Source organism: Flavobacterium sp. FlaQc-48 (assembly GCF_044007335.1).
Classification (GTDB): domain Bacteria; phylum Bacteroidota; class Bacteroidia; order Flavobacteriales; family Flavobacteriaceae; genus Flavobacterium.
On sequence record NZ_JBIPCR010000005.1, the window covers coordinates 80,026 to 98,241 of the forward strand.

19 protein-coding genes are annotated in these 18,216 nt (G+C 35.3%); 18 read left to right on the forward strand and 1 reads right to left on the reverse strand.

What is annotated here, in order from left to right; translation table 11 throughout:
• Positions 1 to 175: 175 nt before the first annotated feature.
• Positions 176 to 1,435 (reverse strand): NAD(P)/FAD-dependent oxidoreductase, encoded by a 1,260-nt coding sequence (locus tag ACHRWY_RS09760; protein ID WP_395354176.1) that lies wholly within the window; start codon positions 1,433 to 1,435, stop codon positions 176 to 178.
• Positions 1,436 to 1,536: 101 nt separating this feature from the next.
• On the opposite strand from ACHRWY_RS09760, the gene hutH reads away from it, so the two are divergent.
• The 18 genes from hutH to ACHRWY_RS09850 all read left to right on the forward strand — a co-directional run bounded on the left by hutH (position 1,537) and on the right by ACHRWY_RS09850 (position 18,200).
• Positions 1,537 to 3,057 (forward strand): histidine ammonia-lyase, encoded by a 1,521-nt coding sequence (gene hutH, locus ACHRWY_RS09765; protein ID WP_395354178.1) that lies wholly within the window; start codon positions 1,537 to 1,539, stop codon positions 3,055 to 3,057.
• Positions 3,058 to 3,096: 39 nt separating this feature from the next.
• Positions 3,097 to 4,320, forward strand: coding sequence for a WG repeat-containing protein (locus ACHRWY_RS09770; protein WP_395354179.1), 1,224 nt, complete (start codon positions 3,097 to 3,099; stop codon positions 4,318 to 4,320).
• Between the two features lie 90 nt (positions 4,321 to 4,410).
• On the forward strand, positions 4,411 to 5,142 hold the full coding sequence (gene fabG / locus ACHRWY_RS09775; protein WP_395354181.1) for a 3-oxoacyl-ACP reductase FabG: 732 nt from the start codon (positions 4,411 to 4,413) through the stop codon (positions 5,140 to 5,142).
• A gap of 217 nt (positions 5,143 to 5,359) precedes the next feature.
• Entirely contained in the window at positions 5,360 to 6,595 is a 1,236-nt protein-coding gene (locus ACHRWY_RS09780; protein WP_395354183.1) for a beta-ketoacyl-[acyl-carrier-protein] synthase family protein, read from the forward strand.
• Positions 6,588 to 6,842: an acyl carrier protein gene (locus ACHRWY_RS09785; RefSeq protein WP_395354184.1), complete on the forward strand. Its 255-nt coding sequence runs from the start codon at positions 6,588 to 6,590 to the stop codon at positions 6,840 to 6,842. Before ACHRWY_RS09780 ends, ACHRWY_RS09785 begins: the two co-directional genes overlap by 8 nt.
• On the forward strand, positions 6,842 to 7,720 hold the full coding sequence (locus ACHRWY_RS09790; protein WP_395354186.1) for a lipid A biosynthesis acyltransferase: 879 nt from the start codon (positions 6,842 to 6,844) through the stop codon (positions 7,718 to 7,720). The genes ACHRWY_RS09785 and ACHRWY_RS09790 overlap by 1 nt, the downstream gene beginning before the upstream one ends.
• Before the next feature lie 257 nt (positions 7,721 to 7,977).
• A complete protein-coding gene (locus ACHRWY_RS09795; RefSeq protein ID WP_395354187.1) occupies positions 7,978 to 9,618 on the forward strand; it encodes a phytoene desaturase family protein in 1,641 nt (546 codons plus the stop codon).
• 44 nt (positions 9,619 to 9,662) lie between these two features.
• Positions 9,663 to 10,565, forward strand: coding sequence for a dialkylrecorsinol condensing enzyme DarA (locus tag ACHRWY_RS09800; protein WP_395354189.1), 903 nt, complete (start codon positions 9,663 to 9,665; stop codon positions 10,563 to 10,565).
• A gap of 16 nt (positions 10,566 to 10,581) precedes the next feature.
• The gene (locus tag ACHRWY_RS09805) at positions 10,582 to 11,715 is read left to right on the forward strand and encodes a beta-ketoacyl-ACP synthase III (RefSeq protein ID WP_395354191.1); all 1,134 of its coding nucleotides are present in this window, start codon (positions 10,582 to 10,584) and stop codon (positions 11,713 to 11,715) included.
• Positions 11,716 to 12,147 (forward strand): hypothetical protein, encoded by a 432-nt coding sequence (locus ACHRWY_RS09810; protein ID WP_395354193.1) that lies wholly within the window; start codon positions 11,716 to 11,718, stop codon positions 12,145 to 12,147. It abuts the gene before it with no gap.
• Between the two features lie 8 nt (positions 12,148 to 12,155).
• Positions 12,156 to 12,617, forward strand: a complete 462-nt coding sequence (locus ACHRWY_RS09815; protein WP_395354617.1) for an ABC transporter permease — start codon at positions 12,156 to 12,158, stop codon at positions 12,615 to 12,617.
• Entirely contained in the window at positions 12,618 to 12,935 is a 318-nt protein-coding gene (locus ACHRWY_RS09820) for a hypothetical protein (protein WP_395354194.1), read from the forward strand. It abuts the gene before it with no gap.
• A gap of 7 nt (positions 12,936 to 12,942) precedes the next feature.
• On the forward strand, positions 12,943 to 13,347 hold the full coding sequence (locus ACHRWY_RS09825; protein WP_395354196.1) for a hypothetical protein: 405 nt from the start codon (positions 12,943 to 12,945) through the stop codon (positions 13,345 to 13,347).
• Entirely contained in the window at positions 13,347 to 14,345 is a 999-nt protein-coding gene (locus ACHRWY_RS09830; RefSeq protein WP_395354198.1) for a BtrH N-terminal domain-containing protein, read from the forward strand. The genes ACHRWY_RS09825 and ACHRWY_RS09830 overlap by 1 nt, the downstream gene beginning before the upstream one ends.
• 7 nt (positions 14,346 to 14,352) lie before the next feature.
• Entirely contained in the window at positions 14,353 to 15,105 is a 753-nt protein-coding gene (locus tag ACHRWY_RS09835) for an ABC transporter ATP-binding protein (protein ID WP_395354199.1), read from the forward strand.
• Complete coding sequence (locus ACHRWY_RS09840; RefSeq protein ID WP_395354201.1) at positions 15,095 to 16,384, forward strand: ABC transporter permease; 1,290 nt, start codon at positions 15,095 to 15,097, stop codon at positions 16,382 to 16,384. The genes ACHRWY_RS09835 and ACHRWY_RS09840 overlap by 11 nt, the downstream gene beginning before the upstream one ends.
• On the forward strand, positions 16,359 to 16,808 hold the full coding sequence (locus ACHRWY_RS09845) for a thioesterase family protein (RefSeq protein WP_065451727.1): 450 nt from the start codon (positions 16,359 to 16,361) through the stop codon (positions 16,806 to 16,808). The genes ACHRWY_RS09840 and ACHRWY_RS09845 overlap by 26 nt, the downstream gene beginning before the upstream one ends.
• Positions 16,809 to 17,060: 252 nt before the next feature.
• Positions 17,061 to 18,200 (forward strand): beta-ketoacyl-[acyl-carrier-protein] synthase family protein, encoded by a 1,140-nt coding sequence (locus tag ACHRWY_RS09850; protein ID WP_395354203.1) that lies wholly within the window; start codon positions 17,061 to 17,063, stop codon positions 18,198 to 18,200.
• The last annotated feature ends 16 nt before the right edge of the window (positions 18,201 to 18,216 follow it).

The window sequence follows — 18,216 nt, forward strand, 5'->3', positions numbered from 1 at the left end:
TTTAGAAGAAGATAGTTTAAAAAAAAGCGCAAAATCATAAAAGATATTGCGCTTTTTTGTTTGTTAATTGTCGCTAGCGCGAGCGTCCCGCTCGTGACTATGTTTTTTATTCAGCTTACATTAGATTTAGATTGCGTTCACGGGCAAGATGCTCGCGCCAGCGCTCTATAGCTGATTAAGAACTCTGATTTTCTTTTTCTTCCTTCTGCATATTCAATAAATACGCCATATTCTTGATCACATGATCGTGCTTTTTTACGAAAGGATTTTCTTCATTCCAGACATAACCTGCCAGAACCGAACATATTTTTTCTTTTACTTCCGGATTTTCAGGCTGGTGAAAAAATAAGGTTTGCAGGTTTCCGGTGTACCATTCTTTTACGTAAGTAGTAAAAACAGCAATGCCTCGTTTCATGTATTCGGTAAATTCAACTTCCCAGTCTACTTTTATTCCTTGCGATTCTTTCAGGTATAATTTTGCTGCCAGCATTCCTGATTCGGTCGCAAAGGCTACTCCTGATGAAAAAACAGGATCTAAAAACTCCGAACTGTTTCCGGTTAAGGCAAAACCATCCCCATACATTCTTTTTACGGCTCTGGAGTAATTCTCTAATTTTACCGGTTCAAATAAAAACTCAGTTCCTTTAAATCTCTTAATATAATAATCTGATAGCTGAATAGCGTTTCGCAAAGCCTCGGCATTGTCTTTATTTTCAGAAAGCGAATTGATAAAATCTGTTGGGCCCACAACACCTAAACTTGTATTTCCGTTAGAGAACGGAATCACCCATAACCAGACTTCGGTTTCCAGAATATCAAATGAAATCTGGGTTCCTTCCTCACCTTCTGTTCTGTTAATATCTTTTACGTGTGTAAATATTGAAGAATGCGGATCTAGTTTTGATGGCGTATCCAAATCTAAAAGTCTTGGTAAAACACGACCGTATCCGCTGGAATCGATAATGAAATTAGCGTGGATTTCTTTTAAATTTCCGTCCTTATCTTTTACGATTGTCTTCGATTTTTTCCCTTCAAAAGAAACTTCCAGTACTTCTGACTCAAATTCCAGGTCAATACCCTTTCTAATAACCTCCTGCGCCATTGTATGGTCAAAATCAGCTCTTGGTACCTGCCAGGTCCAGTCCCAGCCTTCACCAAATTTTTTGCTGAAATCAAACACACAAATCTCTTCTCCCCTTATAAAACGAGCACCTAATTTTTTTTCAAAATTCATTGCATCAAGACTTTCAAAAAGCTCAGCCTCAGCAAAATGGTCCATTACCCGAGGTATAAGACTTTCGCCAACCACCAGTCTTGGAAATTTTGTTTTTTCTACAACTTTTATCTTAACATTGTTTTTATGAAGATACGATGCTGAGACACATCCTGAAGGTCCTGCACCAATCACTAAAACATCAACAAACTCCTTTATCATATTAAAAATATTATCAATTATTAACCTACATTTGCCATCATCAAAATAACTACATTTATTTTGATAAATAAAATTAAATTAGCACAATCAAAACCAGTTTAATGAATACAATTAATGAATATTTAAGTTTAGCCGAATTTGAATCAATTATTTTCGGAAATAATAAAGTTGCAATCAGTGATGTAGTTTTAAACCGAGTAAACGAAAGCTTTAATTTCCTGAAAGAATTTTCCGGAAACAAGGTTATATATGGCGTAAATACCGGTTTTGGGCCAATGGCTCAATATAGAATTAAAGAGTCCGACCAGATTCAGTTACAATATAATTTAATCCGAAGCCACTCTTCTGGAACCGGAAAACCTTTAAGCCCGGTTTGTGCAAAAGCAGCAATTTTGGCCCGATTAAATACCCTTTCATTAGGTAACTCCGGAGTACATCCTTCTGTAATTCACTTAATGGCTGAGCTTATCAATAAAGATATCACCCCTCTTATTTTCGAACACGGTGGTGTTGGTGCCAGCGGAGATTTAGTACAATTATCCCATTTAGCCTTAGTTTTGATTGGCGAAGGCGAGGTTTTTTATAAAGGAGACAGAAGACCAACTTCTGAAGTTTTTGAGATTGAAGGCTTAAAACCTATTCAGGTCGAAATAAGAGAAGGTCTGGCTTTAATAAACGGTACATCTGTAATGACCGGAATTGGAGTTGTAAATGTACACCACGCTAATAAATTATTAGACTGGTCCCTAAAATGTTCTTGTGCCATTAACGAATTGGTTCAGGCTTATGACGATCATTTTTCTGAAGAATTAAACCAAACCAAACGCCATAAAGGACAACAGGAAGTAGCTGCCAGAATGAGACAAAATCTTTCTGACAGTACTTTGATCCGTAAAAGAGAAGACCATTTATATTCCGGAGAAAACACCGAAGAAATTTTCAAGGAAAAAGTTCAGGAATATTATTCATTACGTTGTGTACCTCAAATTTTAGGTCCGGTTTTAGAAACGATCAATAATGTGGCGTCTATTCTGGAAGACGAATTTAATTCCGCAAACGACAATCCTATTATAGATGTAAAAAACAAACACGTTTACCACGGAGGAAACTTCCACGGCGATTATATTTCGCTTGAAATGGATAAACTAAAAATTGTGATTACCAAACTAACGATGTTGGCAGAACGTCAGCTGAATTATTTACTGAATTCAAAAATCAACGAAATCCTTCCTCCATTTGTAAACTTAGGAACATTAGGATTTAATTTCGGAATGCAGGGCGTTCAATTTACTGCCACCTCAACAACTGCCGAAAGCCAAATGTTATCCAACCCAATGTACGTTCACAGTATCCCGAACAACAATGACAATCAGGACATTGTAAGTATGGGAACCAACGCAGCAGTTATTACCTCAAAAGTAATCGAGAATTCTTTTGAAGTTTTAGCAATCGAAATGATTACAATCGTTCAGGCAATTGACTATTTAGGACAAAAAGACCAAATTTCATCGGTTACTAAAAAATGGTACGATGATATCAGAAACATAATTCCTGTATTTAAAGAAGATCAGGTAATGTATCCGTTTGTTCAAAAAGTAAAAGATTACCTGATTAACAGTTAATACTTTTTTTCACATTATTAATATTGAAACTTAAAAATCATGAAAAAACCACTTCTTTTTTTATTCGTATTATTTATTCAATTTGTTAATAGTCAGGAACTGGCTTTGGTTAAAAAAAACGCTAAAATTGGATATATTTCCAAAGACGGAAACTTTAAAATCGAGCCTCAGTACAAATCTGCCAAAAGCTTTTCTGAAGGATTAGCCGCTGTAGAAGACAATGGAAAATGGGGATTTATCGATACTAAAGGAACCTGGGTCATTCCGGCAACTTTTAATAATGCCAAAGATTTTAACAGCGGAATTGCAATTGTACAAAAAGAGAAAGACTGGGTTTATATTGATACCAAAGGCGAAATCCTGAAAGCCCCCTTTTCTGATAAATTATTTGATTTTAATAATGGTGTTGCCTTTATCAGACAAAATACGAAAGTTGGATTAATCAATCCAAAAATGACTGTTGTCTTAGAACCAAAATACGATCAGATCAAACCTTTTGAAAATGGTTTTGCAAGAGTGGAACTAAACAAAAAATGGGGAATCATTAATACTGCCGGTAAAGAATTAGTAGAACCCGCATACGATGAAATAGGCAATTATTTTAAAAACACTGCCTGGGCAAGAAAAGATAAAAATTTTGGAATTGTAAGTGCCGGAAACTTTATTGCGGTAGATGGTGCCGAAAAAATCTGGGACTTTGAAACCCAGGATTTGACTTATGCTAAAAAGAACGGAAAAATTGGATTTATTGACTTAAAAGGAAACTGGACCATTTTGCCTATATATGATAAAGCAAAAGCATTTTCAAAAAATTTAGCTCCGGTTTGTGTTGGATCTAAATGGGGCTATATCAATCCGAAAGCAGAATTTGTTATTCCGCCAACGTACAGTGATGCAGAAGTTTTCAGTACAAACGGACTGGCTCCTGTAAAAGAAAAGAATTGGGGATTCATCAATGAAACAGGAAAACTGGTAATACCAACCCAATATGCTATCACTTCAAACGGATTCGTGATTGCCTTGTTTGTACAACAAGACAAAGGATTTATCGATGGTCTGGCAAGAGTGAAAAATGAAGGAAAATGGGGTTTTCTTAAACCGGACGGAACTGTATTAGGCAATCAATGGTTTGAAAACGCTGAACTTTTTTCACAATCAAAAGAAAGAAATAGCACAAATGAAGCTGCCGCTGAAAAACCAAAAACAGAAACAAAACCGGCAACAAAGCCAGAAGCAAAACCAGCAGGTAAAAAGAAAAAATAACAGTTGTTCTGTAAAAAATAAATGCACGATACATGACATTGCCCCAAGGCAACAGCATTTATAAACTATAAAGAAATAAAACCAACATAAATGAAATGTGTATTAGTAACAGGCGGTTCAAGAGGAATTGGAAGTGCTATTTGTAAAAAATTAGCCGTTGAATCTGGTTATCATATTCTGATTAATTATCATTCCAATAAAACTGCTGCCGAAGAAACACTTCAGGAAGTACAAAAATTAGGTGCAACAGGAGAAATTTTAGGTTTTGATGTTTCTAATTTTGATGAAGTACAAAACACTTTAGTAAAATGGCAGGAAGCCAATCCTGAAGCAATTGTAGAAGCGATTGTAAACAATGCCGGAATCACAAAAGATGGTCTTTTTATGTGGATGACTCCCCAAGACTGGAACGGAGTAATGAACACAAGTGTAAACGGATTTTTTAATGTAACACAATTTTTCATTCAGAAAATGTTGCGCAATAAATATGGCCGAATTGTAAATGTCGTTTCTGTTTCCGGAGTAAAAGGAACAGCAGGACAAACCAATTACTCGGCTGCAAAAGGCGCAATTGTTGCGGCAACAAAAGCCCTCGCACAGGAAGTCGCCAAACGAAATATTACTGTAAATGCTGTTGCTCCCGGTTTTATCAAAACCGATATGACCAGCCAGTTAGACGAAAAAGAATTACTAAAACTAATTCCCGTAAATCGTTTTGGCGAAGCTGAAGAAGTAGCAGATTTAGTAAATTTTTTAATTTCGAAAAAATCAAGCTATATTACAGGAGAAATTATCAATATAAACGGAGGAATATATTCTTAAAAATAACCATACCGTGTAATTTTAAAATTCAAATAAACACATACAAACATAGAATGCTAAGTGTAAAAAGAGTTTAAAAAAGAGATACATTTCTCTCACATAGATCGCTATGTGTATTTCAAATAAGTGAAACAAAATTTTTTGAATTTACAAAAGCTACGTTTCTATGTGTTAAAAAAAAATTACAGTAACGGATAAAAAATTACTTAGAAAGACGATGAATAAGAGAGTTGTAATTACTGGAATGGGAATTTATTCTTGTATCGGAACTTCTTTAGATGAAGTAAAAGAATCTTTATACAACGGGAAATCCGGTATTGAGTTTGATGCTGAAAGAAAAGAATTTGGTTTTCAATCTGCCTTAACAGGAATGGTTCCAAAAGCCGATTTGAAAAACTTATTGACCCGAAGACAACGTATGAGCATTGGTGAAGAAACCGAATATGCTTACATGGCCACCATCGAAGCTTTGAAAAATGCCAATATAGACGATGCTTTTTTCGACAATCGCGAGGTGGGCATCATGTACGGAAACGATAGCGTCTCAAAAGCTATTATTGACGCAACAGATATTGTCCGAGAGAAAAAAGACACGGCTTTGATAGGTTCCGGAGCGATTTTTAAATCGATGAATTCTACGGTAACCATGAATTTATCAACAATTTTTAAACTCCGCGGCATCAATCTTACCATAAGTGCAGCCTGTGCCAGTGGTTCACACTCGATCGGGTTGGCTTATTTTTTAATCAAAAGTGGTTTTCAGGATATTATTATTACCGGAGGAGCGCAGGAAATCAACAAATATGCCATGAGCAGTTTTGATGGTTTAGGCGTTTTTTCGAACAGAGAAAGTGAACCGGAAAAAGCTTCCCGCCCGTTTGACAAAGATCGCGACGGACTAATCCCAAGTGGCGGCGGTGCCACTTTAATCCTTGAAAGTTACGAATCTGCCATTGCCAGAGGTGCCAATATTATTGCCGAAGTTGTGGGTTACGGATTCTCGTCAAACGGAGGACATATCTCAACTCCTAATGTCGAAGGTCCGTCTATAGCCATGCAACGGGCACTTGATGATGCACAACTAAAAGCAACCGATATTGAGTATATAAATGCTCATGCAACCTCAACTCCTGTAGGAGACGGTAATGAAGCCAAAGCCATCTTTGAAGTTTTTGGTGAGAAAAATCCTTATGTAAGTTCCACAAAATCAATGACAGGACATGAATGTTGGATGGCAGGAGCAAGTGAAGTAATTTACTCTATCTTAATGATGCAGAACGATTTCATCGCTCCAAACATCAATTTAGACCATCCGGACGAAGATGCAGCCAAATTAAATTTGGTCAAAACTACTTTAAACAAAAAATTTGACATATTTTTGTCCAATTCCTTCGGATTCGGAGGAACCAACTCTGCGTTGGTGGTTAAAAAGTTTAAATTAAACGATGAATAAAGAAGAGATTATAGCAAGAATTAATGGTTTTTTAGTTGAGGAGTTTGAAGTAGATAATGATGATATTGAACCAGATGCTAATTTAAAAGACACACTTGGGTTAGATAGTTTGGACTATGTTGATTTAGTAGTTTCAATTGAAGCTAACTTTGGTGTTAAGCTGGTTGAAGTAGATTTCGTAGGAATTGCTTCTTTTCAAAGCTTTTATGATCTTATTGAAAACAAATTAAAAGCCAAAACTGCTTAATGAGCAAATGGGATGGCAAATCAAAAGGAACTGTTTTAGGGTATAGAATATTCGTTTTTTTAATTAAAAAAGCGGGTGTTAAAGCTGCTTATATTTTACTTTATTTTGTTGCTTCTTACTATTTTTTATTTCTAAAGAAAAGCAATAAAGCCATTTCTTATTATTTTAAGGAAAGGCTGAAGTATTCCTGGTTCAAATCTAAAACAATGGTCTTCAAAAGTTATTACACTTTTGGGCAAACCATTATTGATAAAATTTCCATTTCGGCAGGAATGCGAAATAAATTCACCTATGAATTTGACGGAATTGAGATCCTGAAAAATCTTTTGGCAGAGAAAAAAGGAGGCGTTTTAATCAGTGCACATATTGGAAATTTTGAAATTGCAGAACATTTTTTGGGCGATATCGACATTGATTTTCAAATTAATCTGGTTACTACAGATCTGGAACATTCTGCTATTAAGAATTATCTGGAAAGCGTTACCCAAAAACCTACCGTTAAATTTATCATTATCAGAGAAGATTTGTCTCATATTTTTGAGATCAATGCGGCACTTTCTAAAAACGAACTGGTTTGTTTTACCGGCGATCGTTATTTTGAAGGTACCAAATCGCTTTCTGAAAACATCCTTGGAGAACAGGCAAACTTTCCTGCGGGCCCATTTTTAATCGCTTCAAGATTAAAAGTCCCTGTAGTTTTTGTGTATGTAATGAAAGAACCAAACCTGCATTATCACTTGTATGCACGTGAGGCTATAGTCAAACACCGTGACGAAAAAGGATTATTGAAAGCCTATATCGAAAATGTAGAATCGATGCTGGCAAAATACCCTTTGCAATGGTTCAACTACTTTGATTTTTGGAATCAGTTAAAATAAAATCACTCTTTGGGTAATTTTTTTTTAAAGACATAGAAACATAAATTTGTTACTTAAAAAAAGACGTTTCATTTATTTAAAACACACATAAACAGCCATCTGAAAGAAATAAGTTTTGCTTATTTCCTTTTCTGGTATAAAATCTATCCCGAAGTTTCAGGACTATGTGTTTTAAGATTTTCATGATTTACGGCAAGACGTAAAAATTATTTAATTAAAAATCGTTCTTTTATACCTTACAATTCTTAAAGTAAAAGATGCAGGAATTTGACACTATTATTATTGGTTCCGGGGTGGGCGGATTATCAACTGCAATTTGTCTCGCAAGAGCAGGACAAAAAGTTTTGGTACTCGAACAGCATTATGTTCCCGGCGGCTGGAGTCATAGTTTTACTTTGCAAGGACAGCGTTTTAGTCCCGGTGTACATTATGTAGGACAATTAGAAGAAGGACAATCTACCAACGAATTGTACAGAGGTTTAGGAATTGCCAATGACATGGTTTTTTTTCGAATGAACAAAAATGCCTATGAACATTGTTTAATTGGAGATGATACTTTCGATTTACCCGCCGGAGCTGAGAATCTCAAGAAAACCCTTTCAACCCATTTTCCTCACGAAGAAAAAAACATACACGAATATCTTTCACTGGTCCAAAAAGTAAGTTATGAATTGCAGTTAATCCCGAAATTAAAAGGATTCTGGCAAAATATAACCGTTCCGTTTCGAACCAAACATTTTGGCAAGTTTGCCTTATTTCCTTTAAAAAAAGTAATTGGCTGGCATGTTAAAGATCCTAAACTAAAAGCGGTTCTGAATATTCAGTGTGGCGATCACGGACTTCCGCCGGCCCGGGCTTGCTTTCCTGTACATTGTTCTGTGATGAGTCATTATTTTGATGGCGGATTTTATCCCATGGGCGGTGGTGGCGGAATTGTAAAAGCCATGACAAACGGTGTAAAAAGACATAACGGAGAAATACGTGTAAAACAAAACGTTCGTAAAATCATTATCGAAAACAAAAAAGCGATTGGCATTCAGCTTGAAAATGGCGAAGAAATACGAGCCAAAAATATCGTTTCGAATGCAGATCCTTCGATAACCTATTTAAATTTAATAGATAAAGAACATCTCAGCAAATCGCTTTTGAAGAAACTCGATAAAACGAAATATTCGGTTACGTCTTTAATTTTATTTTTAACATTAGATATTGATGTTACCCTATATAATATCGATTCCGGAAATTTCTGGATGATGAAAGATGAAAATGACGATGCCAACTTTGAACATTTAATGAGCGATACCATCGATTCAGGAGATTCATTTCCTTCGGTATTTATCAGTTGTACTACACTCAAAGATCCGGCAAGTTTTAACGGGCGTTATCATAATTTTGAAATTGTAACGTATGTGAATTATGATCATCTGAAAGATTTTAATGGTTTAGACGATTATCACAATGCAGCGTATAAAATATTTAAAGAAAAAATCATCAATAAACTGATGAACAATGTCGAAAAAATAATCCCGAATGCGAAACAACATATTATTCAGGCAGAATTAGGAACACCCAAAACCAATGAATTCTATATCAATTCGACAAAAGGCAATGTTTACGGAACCGAAAAAACATTAAATCAGGTGGGGCCTTTCTCGTATAAGAACAAAACCGAAATCGAAAACCTATTTCTTTGCGGCGCCTGTACCTTATCGCATGGCGTTGCCGGGGCGACATATTCAGGAGTTGAAGCTGCTGCTGCAATTTTAGGCTGCAAATCCGATGATTTGTTACTTGAAGATGAAACCCAAAAAATTAGAATTTATGATGCCGAAGATTCATCCACCTGGCCAGATTGGGTACATACCAAACGAACAGATAAAATAAGGAAATTCGTTTAAAAAAAATACTTATTTTTGCGCAACCACCAAAGTCATCAAACCAAATGAAAAATGTTCTTGTTATTTATTATTCCCAATCAGGACAATTAGAAGAGATTGCACGAAATATTGCAAAGCCTTTCCTGAATTCAGAAGAGATAAATGTAACGTTTCACGAAATACAATTAGAGAGGCCTTTTCCTTTTCCATGGGACAAGAATTCTTTTTTTGACGCCTTTCCGGAATCTTTTCTTCAAATTCCAACCGGATTAAAACCAGTTCCTGAAGAAATTCTAAATACAAAATTCGATTTGGTATTATTTCATTATCAGGTGTGGTATTTGTCACCATCGATTCCAATCAATTCATTTCTAAAAAGTGAAGATGCCAAAAAACTATTGAACAATACCCCTGTTGTCACCATAAGCGGTTCCCGTAATATGTGGATTATGGCGCAGGAAAAAATCAAAATATTGCTAAAAGAAGCCAATGCAAAATTAACAGGAAATATCGCTTTAGTAGATCGTGTTGGAAATTTAGTAAGCGTAATCACAATTGTAGAATGGATGTTCTCCGGAGTGAAGAAAAAATATCTGGGAATTTTCCCTTTGCCGGGAGTTTCGGATCAGGACATTCAGGAATCAGATAAATTTGGAAATGTCATTGTTTCCGCATTAAACGAAGGTAAATTAGAAGATTTACAGCCAAAATTACTGGAAATTGGTGCCGTAAAAATCAGCCCGTATTTAGTTACTGTAGATAAAACCGCGAATAAAATTTTCAATAAATGGTCAAATCTGATTTATAAACATCAAAAAAACAGAAAACAGCTTCTTAAAGTATTTAATGTTTATTTATTCCTTGCAATATGGTTAATCTCACCAATAGTATATATATTGCACCTTATTACCTACCCATTTAAGTTAAAAACCATAAAAAAAGAAACTCAATATTATCAGGGAGTTTAGAAGACGAAATTAGATTATGTTTGAAGTATATATTACCAAAGCCGCAAAGTATTTGCCAAATGAAGCTGTTTCTAACGAAGAAATGGAGAACTATTTAGGCCTCATTAATGATGCTGCTTCTAAAGCACGACGCATTATTTTGCGCAATAATAAAATTACAAGTCGTTATTACGCCATAGATAAAACGGGAAAGAGCACACATAACAATGCTGAGCTAACCCGAAATGCTGTTGTACAATTGTTTGATGAAAACTTTACGGCACAAGATCTTGAAGTACTTTCATGCGGGACCTCAACACCTGATATTTTCCTGCCTTCGCATGCTGCAATGGTTCATGGGCTATTAAAAAATAAATCGGTAGAATTAAATTCATCAACCGGAGTTTGTTGCGCCGGAATGAATTCGTTAAAATTTGGTTTCCTTTCCGTACGATCAGGAAATTCAAAAAATGCTATTTGCACAGGATCAGAAAAAGTTTCTACCTGGTTAAATGCACAAATGTACAACCATGAAGCCGCAAATTTAAAAAGCCTTGAAGAACAACCTATTATAGCCTTCAAAAAAGATTTTTTACGTTGGATGTTATCAGATGGCGCAGGAGCGTTTTTATTAGAAAACAAACCAAAAGGGCCTATTTCCCTGAAGATAGAATGGATGGAAGCTTTTTCGTATGCGTACGAACTAGAAACCTGTATGTATGCCGGTGGTGATAAATTAGAGAATGGAGAAATTAAAGCCTGGAGCGAATACCCTCCGGAACAATGGCTAAATGAATCTGTTTTTGCCATTAAACAAGATGTAAAATTACTGGATGAATTTATACTTTCTAAAGGAGCTGAAAGTATGAAAGATGCCATGGATAAAAATAAAATAACATCAGATCAGGTCGATTATTTTATTCCTCATGTTTCTTCTAACTTTTTTGTGGAAGGACTAAAAAAAGGATTAGCTGAAAAAGGAATCGGAATGGCGGATGAAAAATGGTTCATGAACCTTTCAAGAGTAGGAAATGTAGGTTCTGCCTCTATTTATTTAGCTTTGGAAGAATTGATGAATTCAGGAAATTTAAAAAAGGGAGATCATATCCTTCTATCAGTTCCTGAAAGTGGAAGATTTTCATTTGCTTATGCTTATTTAACCGTTTGCTAAATGGAAACGACTTTACTTTTAGAAAAAGAAGCTGTCGAAAATTTATTACCACAAAAGTTTCCTTTTGTTATGGTAGATAAAATGTATTCGTTTACTGAAACCTCATTGGTTTCAGGTTTTAAAATTCAAAACGATAACATATTTTTCGATAATAATACTTTTTTAGAAGCAGGTTTAATCGAACATATGGCACAATCTGTGGCTTTGCATACAGGTTACCAGTTTTTCCTGAAAAACGAAATAGCCCCAACAGGATATATAGGTTCCATCAAAGAAATTGCGATTAAAAAGTTGCCGGAAATTAATGATACAATTCAATCAACGGTAACTATTTTACAGGAATTTGCAGGAATTACACTGGTGGATATTGTAACGACTTTGAACAATGAAGAAATTGCCAAAGGACAAATGAAAACTGTTTTAGCGAAATGATAACAGCAATGAAAACCGGAGTTGATATACAAAATTATTTACCGCACCGGGCGCCCATGCTTATGGTGGATTTGATTTTAGATATAGATGCTAATTTTGTAGAAACTATCTTCGAGATAAAAAAAGACAATGTTTTTATTGACAATAACGTTTTTATCGAAGCAGGCTTAATCGAAAACACAGCGCAAACCTGTTCTGCTATTGTAGGTAAAAAGTATTTTTTTGACGAAGACGGAACAGAAAATGAAAACGTAAATGTATTAGGTTTTATCAGTGCGATAAAAAACCTTAAAATACATTTGCTCCCAAAAGTGGGTGATACGATTATTACCAAAGCAACGTTGGTTTCAAAATTTACAGGCGACGATTATACGTTGTGTACAATGAAATGCGAAAGTATATGGGGACATAAATTACTTTTAGAATGTGAAATTAATTTATTCATTCAAAAGACAATAGTTCCCGTGTAGATGAATACTAAAAAGATCATCCTGCATGTATTAATCCGGATTGGCACTTTAGTACTCCTGATTGGATCCGTTTTCTTACTTTGGTATCTTACCTTTGATCCTCATAAAAATTGTGATGAAAACGGACACAGACATGTTGATGGAGGTTTAGGAATGTTTATTATGGCATTTTTAGCAGCTCAAATGTTTTATTTAGGACTACTGATAGAAATGATTTATTTATTTGTGAAGAAAAAACAAAATTTAGCCTTCACAAATCTGGGGTTTTTAATAATTAGTTTATGTATTGCATTAGCCTTTATATATCTAATAAATTAATAATGATATGGAAAAAGAAAAAGTACCACAAGACAAAAGCAACTTAACAAAAAACAACGTTAAAGAGCTTTTGTATGCTACTGATGAAAATGGCGATTACACGACTACTTTAAGTACAGGATGGGAACCCAAAACCATTGCACTATCCAATTCAATAGACGAAATAAAAGAAAGAATTGCCGAAGCAAAAATGCAGGTCGAAATTGGAGAAGTAAGCCCTATTTGTTATTATATGGAAGTCAATAAAATGGATCTTACTATTTTATCCAGTTATGTGGGCATGTGGAAATGGCGTGTAAAAAGGCATTTTAAACCCACCGTTTTTGCCAAATTAAGCGATTCAATCCTTAAAAAATATGCCGATGCTTTTGAGATATCGGTAACTGAATTAAAAAATATTAAAACCGAGTAATGCAAATTAATTTTACACATCATCAATCTGCCCATTGCGAGAATGGCGTAGCTTCGAATTTGTTAAAAAACAACGGACTGAACATTAGCGAACCGATGGTTTTTGGTATTGGCTCTGGACTTTTTTTTGTGTATTTGCCTTTTATAAAAGTAAATCACGCGCCTGCAATTAGCTATAGAACTTTGCCTGGGCAAATTTTTAATAAACTGGCCAATCGTTTAAATCTAAAAATAAAAAGACAAAAATTTTCTTCTACAGCAAATGCAAACAAAGCATTAGACGAAAATTTAAAAAATAATATCCCAACCGGATTACAAGTTGGAGTCTATCATTTGAGTTATTTTCCTGATGAATATCGTTTTCATTTTAACGCGCACAATTTAGTCGTTTATGGAAAAACGGAAACCGATTATTTGGTCAGCGATCCTGTTATGGAAACTGTTACGACTTTAACACATGACGAATTAGATAAAGTACGTTTTGCCAAAGGCGCTTTTGCCCCAAGAGGACAAATGTATTATCCAATTCAGATTCCAAAAAACGTAGATTTGAAAAGTGCAATCATCAAAGGAATCAAAAATACCTGTCGCGATATGTTAGCCCCAGTACCTATTGTTGGGGTACGCGGCATAAAATTCGTATCCAGACAAATTAGAAAATGGCCTTTAAAACACGGTACCAAAAAAGCCAATCATTACCTGGCACAAATGGTGCGTATGCAGGAAGAAATAGGAACCGGAGGCGGAGGATTTAGATTTATTTATGCTGCTTTTTTACAGGAAGCTTCGGTTATTTTGAATAACGAAGAATTAAAAGTACTTTCGAAAGAAATGACCCAAATTGGAGATTCATGGCGCGATTTTGCTGTTGAAGCTTCCCGAATTTATAAAAACCGAAGCGCCAAAGAAGATGCCTACAATGCCATTGCTGATGAACTTTTGAGCATTGCCAACAGAGAAGAAATCTTTTTCAAAAAACTAAAAAAAGCGATTAGCTAAATATATTTTGAAACCCATTATAAAAATAGAATCCCTTTCGAAAAAGTACAAAGATGCAGACCAGTATTCTTTGAACGACGTTTCGCTGGATATCAACGAAGGTCAGATTTTTGGATTATTGGGTCCAAATGGTGCCGGAAAAACAACCTTAATCTCTATGCTTTGCGGATTGATAAAACCAACCTCAGGACATTTTACGATTGATGAGCTGAACTACACGAATCATTCTTCAAAAATCAAAAAAATCATAGGCGTTGTTCCTCAGGAATATGCCCTATATCCTACTTTAACCGCAAGAGAAAATCTACATTATTTTGGAAGTATGTACGGATTGAAAGGTTCATACTTAAAAGACAAAGTGATTGAAACTTTAGATCTTTTGGGGTTATTAAAATTTGCCGACAAACGCATCGAAACTTTTTCAGGCGGAATGAAACGAAGAGTCAATTTGATTGCCGGAATTTTGCACAATCCTAAAGTTTTATTTTTAGATGAACCCACCGTAGGCGTTGATGTACAATCTAAAAATGCCATTATAGATTATTTGAAAGTTTTAAACCAAAACGGAACTACAATTATATATACCTCCCATCATTTGGCTGAAGCCGAAGATTTCTGTACCAATATTGCCATTCTGGACCGAGGCAGAATTTACGCCCAGGGAACACCATCAAGCTTGATTGATGCAACAGATGAAGCACGAAATCTTGAAGAAGTTTTTATTTCATTAACCGGTAAAGATTTTAGAGATGGTCAATAAAATTTGGATGTCGGTCGTAAAAGAATTTCTGCTGCTTAAACGAGATTTAGGCGGATTGATTATTCTGTTTATTATGCCGTTGGTACTTGTAATCACGGTAACTTTAATTCAGGACAGTACTTTTAAAACCATAAGCGACAATAAAATTCCGATTTTATTAGTCGATAATGACAACGGTTCTGTATCTAAAACGGTTTTTGATAATCTGGAAAAAAGCAATTTGTTTAGCGTTGTCACGCAAATCGACAATAAAAAAATTACCGAAGAAGTAGCCAAAGAAGCCGTTTATAAAGGTAAATTCCAGTTGGCGATTATAATCCCGAAAAATCTAAGTGTCGATTTACAAACCAAAATTGATCAAAATGTCCAGAACATTGTGAGCAAAATGGGCTTAACCGAAACGGATAGTACCGCACAAACAGAGAAACCTAAAGTAATTACAGAAAAAGAAGTGAAACTGTATTTTGATCCTGCGGTTCAGATGAGTTTCAAAAATGCCGTAATGAGTTCGATTGATAAGATGATTTCTCAAATCGAAACCAAATCCATTTACACCACTTTTCAAAATCAATTAGGAGAAGGAACTGTCGAATTCGATCAAAAGAGTTTCATTACTTTCAAAGAAATAATCCCGAAAATCAACAATAAAGAAGTACGTCCCAATTCGGTACAGCACAACGTTCCGGCCTGGACACTTTTTGCAATATTTTTTATCGTGATTCCGTTGTCTATTAATATTGTCAAAGAAAAATCACAAGGGACATTCGTTCGACTGTTGACCAATCCGGTTTCTAATTTAGTGGTGATTATGGGTAAAACGATCACCTATTCGGCCATTTGTATGATTCAGTTTTATATGATGGTGGCCGTGGCGGTATTTTTATTTCCGCATATTGGGTTACCTTCTTTAAATATCGAAGGACATTTATTTTTAATGAGTGTTGTGGCTTTGTTTTCTGGTTTTGCTGCGATTGGTTTCGGAATTTTATTAGGAACCGTAGCCAATACACAAGAACAATCAGCACCTTTTGGCGCCACAAGCGTATTGATTCTCGCTGCTGTTGGAGGGGTTTGGGTACCAGTTTTTGCCATGCCAACCCTTATGCAGTATATCGCGAAATCGTCACCCATGAATTGGGGATTAGAAGCTTTTTACGATGTATTATTACGCAACGTTTCTTTCCTGGAAATCATCCCAAAAATAAGTTTGTTATTTTTGTTCTTTATTATCACAACATCCATTGCCTTATTTTATGACAAAAAGAAAAGAACAGTATAACGAAGCCACTGAACTAACTGTTTCTCACGAAATCAGAATTCGTTTTAACGAAACTGATCCGCTTGGAATCGTTTGGCATGGCAATTATATTACTTATTTTGAAGATGGACGTGAAGCCTTTGGCCGTCAACACGGACTTACTTATTTAGATATTGGCAACACCGGTTATACAACGCCGATCGTAAAATCGAAATGCGAGCATAAATTGTCTTTGCGCTACGGTGATGTCGTAACCATAGAAACAACGGTTGTCGATACACCAGCTGCCAAAATGATTTATCGTTTTAGAATAATAGATGCAAAAGGCGAAGTAGCCTGCACCGGAGAAACCGTTCAGGTATTTTTAGACGGCGACGGAAATTTAATGTTAACGAATCCTCCTTTCTACGAAGAATGGAAACGAAAAGTGGGATTATTAAAATAAAAGACAAACAGGATTTTCACGAATTAAAATTTATAAAATTGTAAAATCTGCGTGCAAAAAAATTAAACACATAGAATCATAGAATTTAAAAGTGAATAAAAGAATTAAATAAAATCTAGATTTTACACATAGCTATGTTTATTTAAGCAAATGAAATGCCTTTCAAGTAAACGAAACTATGTATCTCTGTGTTAAAAAGAAATATGCCTACAAGGTTTTGAAAAACTTTCAGGAGAAATTAAGAGTCATAAAATGATAAGAGAAGTATATATCACCCAAACCAATTGTATCACCCCTTTAGGATTCGATGTTCCATCAAACGTCGAGGCTATTCTCCGTGGAGATTCCGGTATTCAATTTCATAACGATATTGCTTTGATGCCAGCGTCATTTTATGCTTCAATTATTAGTAATGAAAAAATAAACAGTGCATTTGAAAAAATCAGCACTGATACAAAATATTCCCGTTTAGAGAAAATGATGATTCTGGCCTTAGAGCCGATTATCAAAAATTCCCAAATCGAATTAAATTCGAAAACTGCCTTTATACTTTCGACCACAAAAGGAAATGTTACGGCATTAAAAGAAGATTCTAAAGAACGTTTCAATAATGCACATTTAGATGTTTTAGCGCAAAATGTTGCTGATTTCTTCGGATTCAAAACACAGCCTATTGTCGTTTCGAATGCTTGTGTTTCCGGAATTTTAGCCGTTTCGGTGGCGAAAAGAATGATTCAGTCTGAGTTGTATGATAACGTTTTTGTTGTAGCCGGAGACGAAGTTTCTGAATTTGTTTTATCCGGATTTAATTCTTTTCAGGCCATGAGCGATTTGCCTTGTAAACCGTATTCTAAAAACAGAACCGGTGTAAGTTTAGGCGAAGCAACGGCTGCTGTTTTAATTTCAACGAATCCGGCAACCGCTAAGATAAAAGTAATTGGAGACAGTTCGATAAACGATGCCAACCATATTTCGGGGCCATCAAGAACAGGTGAAGGTTTGTTCAGAAGTATTCAGAATGCTTTGAAAGAAGCTCAAATAGATTCCAACAAACTTGATTTTATTTCAGCACACGGAACTGCAACTCCATTCAACGACGAAATGGAAGCGATTGCCTTAAATCGTTTGGGTTTACAAAACGTACCCATAAATAGTTTAAAAGGTTTTTACGGTCATACATTAGGCGCTTCGGGATTGTTGGAAACGGTAATCGCAATTGAATCAGTAAACCAAAATATACTTTTTGAATCCAAAGGTTTTGATGAAATGGGTGTTAGTGAATCTATACATGTTATTGAGAAAAACGAAGAGGCTACTATTGATTATTTTTTGAAAACAGCTTCCGGGTTTGGAGGTTGTAATACGGCTGTGGTTTTTCAAAAGATAAAATGAAATGGAAAATTAAGAA

Excerpts from the sequence above, each read along its gene's own strand:
- ACHRWY_RS09760 (WP_395354176.1), bottom strand. The coding sequence starts at position 1,435 with ATGATAAAGGAGTTTGTTGATGTTTTAGTGATTGGTGCAGGACCTTCA.
- hutH (WP_395354178.1), top strand. The coding sequence starts at position 1,537 with ATGAATACAATTAATGAATATTTAAGTTTAGCCGAATTTGAATCAATT.
- ACHRWY_RS09770 (WP_395354179.1), top strand. The coding sequence starts at position 3,097 with ATGAAAAAACCACTTCTTTTTTTATTCGTATTATTTATTCAATTTGTT.
- fabG (WP_395354181.1), top strand. The coding sequence starts at position 4,411 with ATGAAATGTGTATTAGTAACAGGCGGTTCAAGAGGAATTGGAAGTGCT.
- ACHRWY_RS09780 (WP_395354183.1), top strand. The coding sequence starts at position 5,360 with ATGAATAAGAGAGTTGTAATTACTGGAATGGGAATTTATTCTTGTATC.
- ACHRWY_RS09785 (WP_395354184.1), top strand. The coding sequence starts at position 6,588 with ATGAATAAAGAAGAGATTATAGCAAGAATTAATGGTTTTTTAGTTGAG.
- ACHRWY_RS09790 (WP_395354186.1), top strand. The coding sequence starts at position 6,842 with ATGAGCAAATGGGATGGCAAATCAAAAGGAACTGTTTTAGGGTATAGA.
- ACHRWY_RS09795 (WP_395354187.1), top strand. The coding sequence starts at position 7,978 with ATGCAGGAATTTGACACTATTATTATTGGTTCCGGGGTGGGCGGATTA.
- ACHRWY_RS09800 (WP_395354189.1), top strand. The coding sequence starts at position 9,663 with ATGAAAAATGTTCTTGTTATTTATTATTCCCAATCAGGACAATTAGAA.
- ACHRWY_RS09805 (WP_395354191.1), top strand. The coding sequence starts at position 10,582 with ATGTTTGAAGTATATATTACCAAAGCCGCAAAGTATTTGCCAAATGAA.
- ACHRWY_RS09810 (WP_395354193.1), top strand. The coding sequence starts at position 11,716 with ATGGAAACGACTTTACTTTTAGAAAAAGAAGCTGTCGAAAATTTATTA.
- ACHRWY_RS09815 (WP_395354617.1), top strand. The coding sequence starts at position 12,156 with ATGAAAACCGGAGTTGATATACAAAATTATTTACCGCACCGGGCGCCC.
- ACHRWY_RS09820 (WP_395354194.1), top strand. The coding sequence starts at position 12,618 with ATGAATACTAAAAAGATCATCCTGCATGTATTAATCCGGATTGGCACT.
- ACHRWY_RS09825 (WP_395354196.1), top strand. The coding sequence starts at position 12,943 with ATGGAAAAAGAAAAAGTACCACAAGACAAAAGCAACTTAACAAAAAAC.
- ACHRWY_RS09830 (WP_395354198.1), top strand. The coding sequence starts at position 13,347 with ATGCAAATTAATTTTACACATCATCAATCTGCCCATTGCGAGAATGGC.
- ACHRWY_RS09840 (WP_395354201.1), top strand. The coding sequence starts at position 15,095 with ATGGTCAATAAAATTTGGATGTCGGTCGTAAAAGAATTTCTGCTGCTT.
- ACHRWY_RS09845 (WP_065451727.1), top strand. The coding sequence starts at position 16,359 with ATGACAAAAAGAAAAGAACAGTATAACGAAGCCACTGAACTAACTGTT.
- ACHRWY_RS09850 (WP_395354203.1), top strand. The coding sequence starts at position 17,061 with ATGATAAGAGAAGTATATATCACCCAAACCAATTGTATCACCCCTTTA.